At 63.0% G+C, this 11954-nt stretch carries 8 protein-coding genes and 1 pseudogene; 6 read left to right on the top strand and 3 right to left on the bottom strand.

Translation table 11 applies throughout. The features are described 5' to 3' along the window. Nucleotides 1-10: 10 nt before the first annotated feature. Nucleotides 11-370, top strand: a pseudogene (locus THL1_RS30495) (transposase); the annotation flags it as partial. 27 nt (nucleotides 371-397) lie between these two features. Here THL1_RS30495 and THL1_RS03145 read toward each other — a convergent pair. Both THL1_RS03145 and THL1_RS30960 read right to left on the bottom strand, forming a co-directional pair. Further along, entirely contained in the window at nucleotides 398-1105 is a 708-nt protein-coding gene (locus tag THL1_RS03145; protein ID WP_069081913.1) for a DUF6901 family protein, read from the bottom strand. Between the two features lie 179 nt (nucleotides 1106-1284). Next, the gene (locus tag THL1_RS30960; RefSeq protein WP_257785040.1) at nucleotides 1285-1413 is read right to left on the bottom strand and encodes a hypothetical protein; all 129 of its coding nucleotides are present in this window, start codon (nucleotides 1411-1413) and stop codon (nucleotides 1285-1287) included. On the opposite strand from THL1_RS30960, the gene THL1_RS03140 reads away from it, so the two are divergent. From THL1_RS03140 to THL1_RS03125, 4 genes are read left to right on the top strand one after another with little or no spacing between them, the layout of a single operon-like run. Continuing rightward, nucleotides 1354-2544, top strand: coding sequence for an ATP-binding protein (locus THL1_RS03140; RefSeq protein ID WP_237234811.1), 1191 nt, complete (start codon nucleotides 1354-1356; stop codon nucleotides 2542-2544). The two genes, THL1_RS30960 and THL1_RS03140, sit on opposite strands and share 60 nt — an antisense overlap. Next, on the top strand, nucleotides 2541-3887 hold the full coding sequence (locus THL1_RS03135) for an HD domain-containing phosphohydrolase (RefSeq protein WP_069081911.1): 1347 nt from the start codon (nucleotides 2541-2543) through the stop codon (nucleotides 3885-3887). The genes THL1_RS03140 and THL1_RS03135 overlap by 4 nt, the downstream gene beginning before the upstream one ends. Continuing rightward, on the top strand, nucleotides 3884-4420 hold the full coding sequence (locus THL1_RS03130; RefSeq protein ID WP_069081910.1) for a response regulator: 537 nt from the start codon (nucleotides 3884-3886) through the stop codon (nucleotides 4418-4420). The genes THL1_RS03135 and THL1_RS03130 overlap by 4 nt, the downstream gene beginning before the upstream one ends. A gap of 45 nt (nucleotides 4421-4465) precedes the next feature. Next, nucleotides 4466-10207: an EAL domain-containing protein gene (locus THL1_RS03125; RefSeq protein WP_069081909.1), complete on the top strand. Its 5742-nt coding sequence runs from the start codon at nucleotides 4466-4468 to the stop codon at nucleotides 10205-10207. A gap of 146 nt (nucleotides 10208-10353) precedes the next feature. Here THL1_RS03125 and THL1_RS28735 read toward each other — a convergent pair. After that, a protein-coding gene (locus THL1_RS28735) for an IS5 family transposase (RefSeq protein WP_414703725.1) occupies nucleotides 10354-11105 on the bottom strand; the annotation gives its coding sequence in 2 pieces (ribosomal slippage) (nucleotides 10354-10779 and nucleotides 10782-11105; 750 coding nt in all). 591 nt (nucleotides 11106-11696) lie between these two features. Between THL1_RS28735 and THL1_RS29480 the strand changes: the two genes are divergently transcribed. After that, entirely contained in the window at nucleotides 11697-11879 is a 183-nt protein-coding gene (locus THL1_RS29480; RefSeq protein ID WP_145928253.1) for a hypothetical protein, read from the top strand. The last annotated feature ends 75 nt before the right edge of the window (nucleotides 11880-11954 follow it).

Below are 11954 nucleotides of genomic sequence, written 5' to 3'. Positions count from 1 at the left end.
CGTATGAATTGCCAGTACCTCAGCGATGACCCAAGCAACTGCCACATACCCCTCGATCAAGACCTTGTTTGTGGACAGCGTCTATGCCGACAAATGGGCCTAGCAGGTTCAGGATCGCCAGCACGTGGTGTGTAGCCTGGGAAACCGGAACACAGGGCAGTGGAGCACGGGCCAGGCGGACTTGCTCTTGCCTCCAGTCCAAACGACCGGGTTCGCCGTGTTACCCAAGCGCTGGATCGTGGAACGAACCCATGCCTGGAACAAGAAAGCGCGGCGTTTAATCATGCACCATGACCGGCTGCACAGCATCAGCGAGGCCTGGGTGTGGCTGTCCGCAGCCCGCCTATTGGCGCGCCGATTAACAACATGACTATGTCTACGCCCTCTAAGAACCGTTTCACTCTGCCTCGAAAAACTCCGCAAAATAGCTGTCTAACTCCCCCTCGTAACTGTCCAGCGAATACAGGGTATCGGCCGCCAGCAGATCCAGCAGGATCAGGCCATTGAGGCTGGCATCCTCCTCGGCTGCGGCGCGCAGGCGGTCGGCCATGCCCAGGTTGACCAGGCGCAGGTTGCGGTACTGCTCACGCAGGCCGTCCATTTCCCAGTCCGGCTCCAGCCCGCGCTGCCGGCGCAGGTGCTGGCCCAGCAGGTAGGTGCCGAGGGCGCGGTACAGGGTTTCAGCAGACGTACTGAAGGGCCAGTGGAACCAGGCCATGGCGCGCAGCATCCGGGTATGCGGGCAGCCGCTGGTGGCTCCGAGCAGCCCCAGCAGGGAGCCCAGGGCCCGCTGGAGGGTGGTCTGCTGGCGGATTTCCCGGCCGCGCCAGAACACGGTCACCTGCACTTCTTCGTACGAGGGCGAGCGCGCCAGCACTTCGACCGGCTTCGCCAGCACCCTGGCGAAGGGACAGAACTGAACATCTGTCTCCTTCAGCGGGCAATGGCTGCATTGCTGACACCCCAAGCGGACCCAGGCCGGCAGCTCCTCGTCAAGAAGCTCGTCTAGGGGATTGGCAAGATCCATCTGATAGTGCCAACGACGCCCATCAGGGAAGTGGAAGTCATAACCTATAAATGACTCGCCCAATACATGCAGTGTCATGGTCCATCTGCCTTTGGGGATAAACGAAAATTCGGTGGAGATGAAGGCCCTGGGTTGTCATAATTCCAGCGCCAGCAATTCGCCATACTGGTCATACGAAAAAATGCGACATACCAGTGAACGAACCCGCCTGCCCTAAACTCTCACCCGAGTGGATGGACATTTTGGCTAGATGCCCTTCAGACCTTATCAATGCACTTGTCGAACATATCGAGGTCGGGGTCATCATCCTCGATCACGAGCTGCGCATCCGGTACTGGAACACATTTATCAGCCAATGCAGCGGAAAATCCTTGCAGCAGGTTCATCTGCAATTCCTCACCAGCATCTTTCCGGAGGCCGATACTCCCCGCCTAAAGCAGATGGTCGAGCAGGCTCGCGACCAGGGTGAACAGGTCTACACCTATTGGCGCGACGATCCCTACCTGATCCAACTGCCTTACAGCCCCGAAGGCCAGGCGACGCCCCTGCGCCTGCAAAACACCCTGCTCTTCCCCTTCGATTGCGCTGGCGAACGCTGCTTCGGCCTGCTGCTCTACGACACCACCGAGTTCGCCCGCGCCAACGACCCGCTCGCCACCGCCCTCAACGCCCTGAGCAGCAAGCAACTGGAGCAGGAGCAACTGCTCCACACGCTGGAGAAGGCCAACGCCCAACTGCTGCAGTCGGAGAAGCTCGCCGCCATCGGCCAACTGGCCGCCGGCGTGGCCCACGAGATCAACAACCCCATCGGCTACGTCTTCTCCAACCTCAAGACCCTCAGCGGCTACGTCAGCGACCTGCTGTGCATCGTCGACGCCGTGGATGGCGTCGGCAGCCTGGAAGAGCTGCAGCAACTCAAGCGCAGCCTGGAATACGACTACATCCGCACTGACGTCGAAGCGCTGATCCACGAATCCGAGGATGGCATCGAGCGGGTGAAGAAGATCATCACCGCCCTCAAGGACTTCTCCCAAATCGAGGAAGACGAGTTTCGCGCCACCGACCTGCACAAGGGCTTCGACAGTACGCTCAACCTGGTCAACAACGAACTCAAGTACAAGGCCGAGGTGGTGCGCGAATACGGTGAGCTGCCCCTGGTGGAGTGCATTCCCTCGCAGGTCAATCAGGTGGTGATGAACCTCATGATCAACGCCGCTCACGCCATTGAAAGCTTCGGCCGCATTACCCTGCGCAGCGGCCACCAGGGCGACTGGGTCTGGCTGGAGGTGGAGGACAACGGCAAGGGCATCGAGCCGGCCATCCTCAACCGCATCTACGAACCCTTCTTCACCACCAAGCCCGTGGGCAAGGGCACCGGCCTGGGCCTGGCGCTCTCCTACAACATCGTGCAGAAACACAATGGTCGCATCGAAGTCGTCAGCCGGCCCGGCGAAGGCACCCGCTTCCGCGTCTGGCTGCCTGAACGCCAGCCGCTGCTTGCCGGATCGACCACATGAATGAAGCCCAGCGCCGCCCCACCCTGCTGTTGGTGGATGACGAGGAACACATCCTCAGCGCCTTGCGCCGCGTCCTGCGCGGCGAGCCCTACGACCTGCTCACCGCCCCCGGGGGCACCGCCGCCCTGGAGCTACTGCAAGAGCGCGAAGTGGACCTGGTGGTCTCCGACGCGCGCATGCCCGGTCTGGACGGCCCATCCCTGCTGGCCGAGGTGCAGCAGCGCTGGCCAGGCACCCTGCGCATCCTGCTGACCGGTGCAAGCGACCTGGACACCAGCGTGCGCGCCATCAACCAGGGGCAGATCTACCGCTACCTGAGCAAACCCTGGATCGACGACGAACTGCGCTTCACCCTGCGCCAGGCCCTGGCCCACCAGCACGCCGAGCGCGAACACCAGCGCCTGACATGCCTGACCCGGGAACAGAAGCAGCGCCTGCAAGAGCTCAACGCCAGCCTGGAGCAGCGGGTCCGCGATCGTACTGCCGAGCTGCAACAGACCGCCGACATGCTCGACCTGGCCTATGAGGAACTTCGCCGCAGCTACGTGACGTCGACCGAAGTCTTCTCCGCCCTGCTCAACCAGCGCCTGCCCGGCGACAAGCAGGGTAACGCCCAGGTCATTGCCCTGGTTCGCGCCTTTGCCGTCGAACACCAGCTGCCGGAAACGGACCGCCGCGACCTCGCCATGGCCGCGGCGCTCTACAACCTCGGCAAACTCACCTGGGACGATCACCTGCTCAACCGCCCCAGCGACCTGCTGTACCGCGAGGAGCACGAGCGCTACTGCCGTTACCCGGCCCTGGGCGAAAGCTTGCTGATGGCGCTGGAACCGCTGCACGCTGCCGGCCGGCTGATCCGCCACCACCAGGAGCGCTGGAACGGCACCGGCTTCCCCGACCATCTCCACGGAGAAGAAATCCCCTTGGGCGCCCGGCTGCTCAAACTGGCGGTGGACTTCGTCGAGCTGCAATGCGGCCTGATCCTGCAACGCCCCCTGCCACGCGAAGACGCCCTGCAGTTTCTCGCCCGATACGCCGGACGCCTCTACGACCCGGAACTCTGCCAGCAATTCATCGACCTCTGCACCCGGCACGCCCCGGACCTGCTGGAGGCCGACCCCAGCATCCTGGCGGTCGATACCCGGCGCCTGGAGCCCGGCATGATCCTGGCGCGCAACCTCCAGGCCGAAAGCGGCCTACTGCTGCTCGATGCCGGCAAGCAGCTCAGCCGCACCCTGATCGACAAGCTGATTGCCTTCGAAGACAGCGAAGGCGCCCGCTACACCCTCTACGTCCGATATCCCCAGGCGACCGGAACCACAGCACAGGACGCGCCAAGATGATCAAGATCCAGTTGGTGGACGACGAGCCCCATATCCTCAGTGCTCTGAAACGGCTGCTGCAGCCGTATCACTGGGAGCTGCACCTGGTCCATGATGTTGAAGCCGCCCTGGCCGCGCTCGACGAGCACGACTACGCGGTAATTGTCTCCGACCTGAAAATGCCCAAGTTCGACGGCATTACCTACCTGCAGTTCGCTCGCCAGCGCCAACCCAATGCCCTGCGCATGCTGCTCAGTGCCCATGGCGACCGGCATACCTTGATGCAGGCGATTAACAAGGCGGAAGTCCACCGGTTCCTCTCCAAACCCTGGCAGGACGACGAGATCGAAAGCGCCCTGCGGGGCGCGCTCGACCTTTACCTGTTGCGCGACGAAAACCGGCGCCTGCTGAAGCAACTACGGGACCAACAGAGCGTCCTTTACCGCCAACGCGAGGAACTGCTGCGCCTGGAGGCTGAGCATCCGGGCCTGACCCAGGTGCGGCGCGACCGCGACGGCGCGGTGCTTCTGGAAGGCTACAACGTAGACTACTGACCCTCTTCCGTCAGCTTACCCAAGCTCCTGGCCCCGTGCGAATCCATGACCGACCCTACCCGCAACTTAGTAAGCCAGGCCTACCTGCACGGCCTGGCCTTCGCCCTGATAGCAATGGGCGGCATCAACCTGATGGCGTTCCTAGGCCTCGACAACCCCGCGAACCACGGCCTGGTGCTGCTGCCCGACAGCGCCCTGTTCAATCTCTTCGCCGGCGTCGCCCTACTAGCCGCCACCCGCGGCCTGCGCAAGCTCGTCCTAGTGGCGGGGCTGGCGTTAATCGGCCTGGCCGGCTACAGCCTTGGGCACAACGTGCTGGCCGGCGGCAGCGACCAAGGCCTGTCGCTCGTCACCGGGGCCCAGCGAGTGGGCAATGAACTGGCCACCATCGTTTGCATGCTTGGTTTGGCCCTACCGCTCTCCATCACCCGGCGTAGCGGCCGGTGGCTCTGCCAGCTGATTGGCTCCGTCCTCATTGGCCTCAGCCTGCTATCGCAGTTGGCCATTCTCTGGCCCGAGCACGACTTGCTTCGATTCGCTTTGCACTATGAGTCAACCAATCTCGCCCATCTGCTGATCGCTTTGCTCGGCATAGCCCTCCTGCTGCTTTGCGCCTTGCCCGATCAGCGCACGCGCCTGCTGGACCGGCAGGCGCTCGGCACGGGGATGTTTGGCGTCCTGCTCACCGTGCTGAGCTGGTACCTGCTGAGCCTCAATGGCATCGCCACAGTCAACGGACAGAGCGGCCAGTTGTTATCGCACGCTCGGGATTCAATAGTAGGAGCCCTCAAGTCGCACCAAGAACTGCTGCAACGGGCGGCGGACCGCTGGCAGGTCCAGGGAGGCATGCCGGAGGACGCGTATTGGCGCCAGGACGCCAGCAGTTACCTGCGTGACTACCCGAACCTCCACCTGGTCGGCATCTTAGACTCCGACCTGCACGTACAGCGCATGCAAAGCCGCCACCAGCCGGCGCGCGACTGGCTGGCGCGCTTCCTCGGCCAGCCGGAACTGCGTCGCTGGCTGGGCCAGGTGCAGCAAGGCAATACCGCGCAAATTAGTGCCACTCAGAGCCTCTCCGTTGGACACGAAATTGCTCTGATTGCAGTGCCGCTACATTTCGCCACAAAGCCGACTAGCCTTCTCATCGCCAGCCTGGATATGCGCGCCACCCTGGCTCAACACCAGGAAAAGGATTTAGCCGGCTTCATTCTCCATGTGTACGAAGGCCAAAAGCGCATTTACGACTCGAACGCAGGCAATGTGGAGCAAGCGCTATCTGTCGTTGGCGAACAATACACATTCCTCAGAGGAGCCGAGCGGTGGCGCCTGGCGACCCACCTCGCTCTGCCACGTACCGACTACGCATCGGCCTACCTCTCGTCGCTGTTCCTGCTCTTCGGTTTAGGTTTCACCTGCTTCCTGATGATCAGCCAGAGCCTGTCCAGGCTGGCCATTGAGCGCAACCTACGCCTGCGCGAGAGCAACCGCGAACTGGAACTCAGCCTGCAGCACCAGGCTCGGCTGCAGGCGCAGAACCAGCGGATCATGGACCACTCCATGGACGTGCTCTGCTCCATCAACGAGCAGGAGCGCTTCACCCAGGTCAGCCCCTCCTGTCACAGCGTACTGGGCTACCGGCCCGAGGAACTGATCGGTCGCCGCTACACCGACTTCATCCTACCCGAAGACCGTGAATGCACCCGTGGCGAGGTCCAGGCCATCATTCGCGGTGAATCTCGGGACGCCATGCGCAACCGCTGCCTGAGCAAGGACGGTAGTGTGGTCCACCTGCTCTGGTCCATCAGTTGGTCAGAAAACGAGCGAACCCTGTTCGCCGTCGCCCACGACATCACCAGCCTGGTGCGTCACGAGGCCTATGCCGAGGACCAGCGCGACATTCTCAGCATGATCTCCACCGACCAGCTGCTGCCGGACATCCTCAAGGCCATCTGCCAGATGAGCGAAACCCTGTTGCCGGGCTCGCTCTGTTCGGTGTTGCGGGTGGACAAGGAGCAGAAGCACCTGCTGCTGGGCGCCGCGCCGAGCCTGCCGGAGGCCTACAGCCAGGCCATCAATGGCCTGGTTGTAGGCCCGCTGGTCGGTTCCTGCGGCACCGCGGTGTTCCGCCGGCGAATGGTGGTGAGCGAGGACATCAGCGAAGACCCGCTCTGGCACCATTACCGTGACCTGGCCCTGCGCCACGGCCTGCGCGCGTGCTGGGCGATCCCGCTGATCTCCCACCATGGCGAGGTACTTGGCACTTTCGCCATCTACCATCGCGAGCCCTGCAGTCCGGATGACGAGGCGCTGCAGCTCATCGGCACCGCCGGACAGTTGGCCGCCCTCGCCATCGAGCGCCAGCACGACCGCCTGCGCCTGCAGGAAAGCGAACAGCGCTTCCGCTCGCTCTTCACCTTCAATCCCAACCCGGTGTTTTCCTTCGACCGCGATGGCTTGGTCCGCAGCCTGAACCAGGCTGCCTTCAGGCTTACCGGCTTCAGCGAACCCGAACTGCTCGGCCAGCACTTCTCCAGCCTAGTGCAGGCTGAGGATATCGATAGGGCTAGGCAGCACTTCCGTGCCGCACTCGCTGGCCAGGCACAGCACTTTGAAATACGCGGGCGAACCCAGGTGGGCAGGGCGCTGGACCTGGAGATCACCAACCTGCCGATCGTGGTCGAAGGTGAGATTGTCGGAGTGTTCGGCATCGCCAAGGACATCGGTGAGCGCAACCGCATGACCCGCGCCTTGCAGGAAACCCTCGCCCAATCCGAACGCAAGGCCCAGTTGCTGCGCGGCCTCAGCGAGACGGCTCTGAGCATCGGTGGCATCCTCGACACGCAGGCGCTGCTGGACTTCATGTGCGAACACTTGCGGTTGCTGGTCGGAACCCATCAGTCGGCCCTCAGCCTGACTCGTAGCGCCAATTGGAGCCAATGGATCAGCGCCGTCTCCCTCTCCGATAAATATGCAGACTGGCGCAATTATCTAACGCCCCCCACCGGCCAGGGCATCTACACACAGGTCTGCTCCAGCAACCAGCCTATGCTTTTGACCCAGGCGGAGTTGGAAGCGCACCCGCACTGGCGCAACTTCAGTACCGAGAGCGCAAAGCACCCACCCATGCGGGGCTGGCTGGCCGTACCGCTGATCGACCACGCCGGCCACAACCTGGGGCTGCTCCAGCTTTCCGACAAGTTCGACGGTGACTTCAACCAGGACGACCTCGCCATCGCCCAGCAATTCGCCCGGATGGCCGTGGCCGCCCTGGAAAACATCCGCCTGGTGCAACAGGTGCTCTCCGGCGAGCAGCGCCTGCAGGAACAGCTGGATTTCACCTCGGCCATCACCGACAGCGTCGGCGAAGGCCTGCTGGCCGTGGACCGCCAGGGGCGCCTGACCTTCGTCAACCCGGCCGGCGCCGGGCTGCTCGGACAAAGCGCCGACGCCCTGCTCGGGCAGGTCCTGGCCGACCACCTGCCGCTGGACCTCTACAGCACCCTGGCCACGACTGGCCGCCATGGCGAAGTCAGCCTGGACGGCGAACGCCATGTCGCCTACGACTGCGCACCGCTCCTGCATCCTCAGGCCCTCGGCGGCTGGGTCATCGCCTTCCGCGACATCAGCCGCGCCAAAGAGTCGGAGAAACAACTGCGCATCCTCCAGCGCAGCATCGAGGCCAGCTACAACGGCGCGCTGATCTGCGACGCCACCGCCGCCGACCTGCCGATCATCTACGTCAATCCGGCCTTCGAGCGCATCACCGGCTACAGCGCGGGCGAGGCCCTGGGGCGCAACTGCCGCTTCCTCCAGGGCAACGACCGGGAGCAGCCCGGCATCGCCGCAATCCGCCACGCCCTGGCGGAAAAACGTGAGGTGCATGTGGTGCTGCGCAACTTCCGCAAGGACGGCACGCCGTTCTGGAACAACCTCTACATCGCCCCGGTGCCCAACGAGCACGGTCAGATCACCCACTTCATCGGCGTGCAGAACGACATCTCCGAGCAGAAGCGGGTGGAGTCCGAACTGGCCTACAACGCCAGCCACGACGTGCTCACCGGCCTGCCCAACCGCACCCTGCTGGAAGACCGCCTGCGCCAGGGCTGCCAGATCAGCCAGCGCTACCAGCGCCAGCTAGCGGTGCTGTTCATCGACCTTGACGGCTTCAAGCCGATCAACGACTCCATGGGCCACGGCATCGGCGACCAAATCTTGGTTGAAGTGGCGCGGCGCCTGAGCCAGCAGGTGCGTCCCGGCGACACCGTGGCGCGACTCGGGGGCGACGAGTTCATCCTGATCCTGCCCGACCTCGCCCGCGAGGAAGACGTCCTGCAGGTGGCCGAACGGGTCATCGACTGCATCGCCCGGCCCTACCCCATCGCCGGCAGCGAACTGCGCATCACCGCCAGCCTGGGCATCGCCATGAGCGAAAAGGGCATGCAACAGCCCATGCAACTGATCCAGCAGGCGGACCTGGCCATGGTCAAGGCCAAACAGCAGGGACGCAACTGCTATCAGTGGTACACCAGCGACCTGGAACAGAAGGTCAGCGAACGGGTGACCCTGCGCAATGAACTGCAGAAGGCCCTGGAAGCCAGCGCCTTCATGCTCTACTACCAGCCGCAGATCGACGGCCGGAACGGCCGGGTCACTGGCTACGAAGCGCTGCTGCGCTGGCAGCATCCCCTGCTGGGGTTCATCTCGCCGGCGCAGTTCGTGCCGGTGGCGGAAGACACCGGGCAGATCATCCCGCTCAGCGAATGGGTGCTGGCCACCGCCTGCCGTGACTGCCGTGAACTGCTCGACCGGGGCATGGGCAGCACCGTGGTCGCGGTGAACATCTCGGCGGTGCACTTCCAGCGCAACATCTTCGTCGACAGCGTGCGCCGCATCCTGGAGGAAACGCGCCTGCCGGCCGAACTGCTGGAGCTGGAGATCACCGAAACCGTGCTGCTGGACAACGCCGAGCGCGCCATCGCCACCCTGCAGGCGCTCAAGGACCTGGGCGTGCGCCTGTCCATCGACGACTTCGGCACCGGCTTCTCCAGCCTCAACTACCTCAAGCGCCTACCCATCGACAAGGTGAAGATCGACCGCGCCTTCGTGCAAGAGATCATCAGCGACCACCACGACGCGGCCATCACCCAGGGCATCATTTCCATGGCCCACCACCTGCGCCTGCGGGTGATCGCCGAAGGGGTGGAGACCGAACCCCAGTGCGCCTTCCTGAAGAAAAGCCACTGCGACGAGTTCCAGGGCTACTACTTCGCCCGCCCCATGCCTTTCAAGCAGCTGGAGCAGTTCCTCCACGAGCACCACAAGCGCCCGGTCGCCTACCTGGAAACCCGCGCCGGCGTCGGCAGCGCCCAGACCCTGCTGCTGCTCGACGACGAAGACAACATCCTCCGCGCCCTGACCCGCGTGTTGCGCCGCGACGGCTACCAGATCCTTACCGCCACCCGCGCCCAGGACGCCTTCGCCCAGCTGGCCAAGCACGACATCCAGGTCATTCTCTCCGACCAGCGCATGCCGGGAATGAACGGCACCGAGTTCCTCAGCCGGGTCAAGGACCTCTACCCCGACACCATCCGCATCGTCCTCTCCGGCTACACCGACCTGAAGTCCGTCACCGACGCCATCAACCAGGGCGCCATCTACCAGTTTCTTACCAAGCCCTGGGACGACGACCAGCTCCGCGCCGTGATCGCCCAAGCCTTCCTCCACCACAGCCTGGCCAAGCACAAGGATGAGACTACAGAGACCGAGACGCAGGATGAGGTATAAGCGCCATCGTTCCGCTGCCTTTCTCATTGGGCGAGGGCCAACCTATGACAGGTTACGTGCCACGTCTCACACAGATCCGTACGTCCGGAAATGCCGCATTCGGCTCCTCTCTCACATGCGTAGCTCGGTCTAGGGGGCGTTCTCAATCAGGCCAACCATATGACAGCTGACGCAAGGCTCAGCATCGACTGGTAGTTTCTTGCCAGTCGCTCATACTTTGTCGCGATCCGCCGGAACTGCTTCAGCTTCTGGAAAAAGCGCTCTACCAGGTTACGTGCCTTGTAAAGATGCCGATCCAGTTGGCGAGGTTTCAGGCGGTTTTTTCTCGAGGGGATGACCGCTTCAGCTCCTTTGCGTTGGATAGCATCAATGAACGCGTCTAAGTCATAGCCCTTGCCTGCCAATACCGCCTCGGGGGTAAAGCCCTCGATCAGTGCTTGGGCTTGGCCGTATTCCGAGGTCTGTCCGGGCGCCAGCAGCAGGCGCCCCGGATTTCCAAGAGCATCCACGGCAGCGTGGATCTTGGTACTCAGTCCACCCCGGGACTTGCCCATGGCTTCGGTGTCCTGATCGGTTTTTTTGCCGCGCCATGCTGATGAACCCGCACGATGCTGCCATCTACCATCAGGTGCTCCACATCCGCGTCAGCTGCAAGCGACTCCATCAGCTGTAACCAAACACCCTTGCGTGACCGGCAGCTATAACGCACATAAACACGGTGCCAATGGCCATAGGTTTCTGGGAGATCACGCCAGGGCGAGCCGGTTCGAGCGATCCAGAGCACCGCCTCGATAAAACGTCGGTTATCTCGGGCAGTTACGCCTCTGTCGCTGGTTTTACCCGGCAACAGCTCCTTGATCCGCTCCCACTGATCATCACGCAACCAATAGCGGCACATCCGTTACCTCAAAAAGTGGCGAGAGTAATGGGCGGCGCTACTGGCATCAAATGAGAACGCACCCTAGCCCCGCACGTTCCCTGTTGGAGACTTCCCCGGCAGGTCAGAACTTGCGTCGACCTGGCGGGCCCGCATAAACCGTCGCAGACCGTCCTACCGACAGCCGTCCACGGCTTATGATTGGCGCAAATGAAAATGCCTGCTCCTCGGCTCTTACAGAACCTGCCATGAAGCCAAAATGATGGCAAGTGGCCTTTAATGCACACCCACTCATGGCGCAGGCTGCTACAGCACAGTTCAGCCCTCCCGCCCCGCAGGAGCCACCGAGGCAAGGGCGTCGTACAGGTCCCCGACCGCAGCCCCACGCCACCTGCCCCTTGCTGTTGCCACCCGCCAAACCGTTACAGGTCCAGCCGTAACAGGCCGCGCACCGGGCACTCACAGCCTGTCCTGTTCGTCTGCTCAAACCGACCGGTGCTCGACCAGCCAAGGCTGGATCAGGCGCCAGGGACGAGCCGGTACTACCCTGTTCGGTATTTTCCGGAACGCCGGGCAATGCCGCGGCCATGGGGAGCAGCGCAATGGCAAGTCATGAAGATGTCGAACCGCCCCTCGATGGGTTCGGGCAAGGCCAAAATCCTGGTCAATACGCGCAGCCACCACGAGCGGCGCAAACTGGCCGATCACCGCCAGCTGATACGCTTCGAAGAGGAGCGGCGAAAGGAGGAACGCCGCCCCCAGGGCAATGCCTGGGGGCGCGAAAAAGATATCTGATGGCGGATGATCGCCCCCCTGGTGATGGTGCAGGGGAATGGCCCGGGCTACCGCAAAGCTGGGCATCATCACGCA

Origin of the sequence: Pseudomonas sp. TCU-HL1 (assembly GCF_001708505.1) — a bacterium.
Classification (GTDB): Bacteria; Pseudomonadota; Gammaproteobacteria; order Pseudomonadales; family Pseudomonadaceae; genus Metapseudomonas.
Note: the sequence above shows the minus strand (reverse complement) of the source record. Positions and strands in the feature narration are given on the sequence as shown.

Coding starts and splice junctions, on each gene's coding strand:
- THL1_RS03145 (WP_069081913.1), bottom strand. CDS start 1,105: ATGACACTGCATGTATTGGGCGAGTCATTTATAGGTTATGACTTCCAC.
- THL1_RS30960 (WP_257785040.1), bottom strand. CDS start 1,413: ATGAACCTGCTGCAAGGATTTTCCGCTGCATTGGCTGATAAATGTGTT.
- THL1_RS03135 (WP_069081911.1), top strand. CDS start 2,541: ATGAATGAAGCCCAGCGCCGCCCCACCCTGCTGTTGGTGGATGACGAG.
- THL1_RS03130 (WP_069081910.1), top strand. CDS start 3,884: ATGATCAAGATCCAGTTGGTGGACGACGAGCCCCATATCCTCAGTGCT.
- THL1_RS03125 (WP_069081909.1), top strand. CDS start 4,466: ATGACCGACCCTACCCGCAACTTAGTAAGCCAGGCCTACCTGCACGGC.
- THL1_RS29480 (WP_145928253.1), top strand. CDS start 11,697: ATGAAGATGTCGAACCGCCCCTCGATGGGTTCGGGCAAGGCCAAAATC.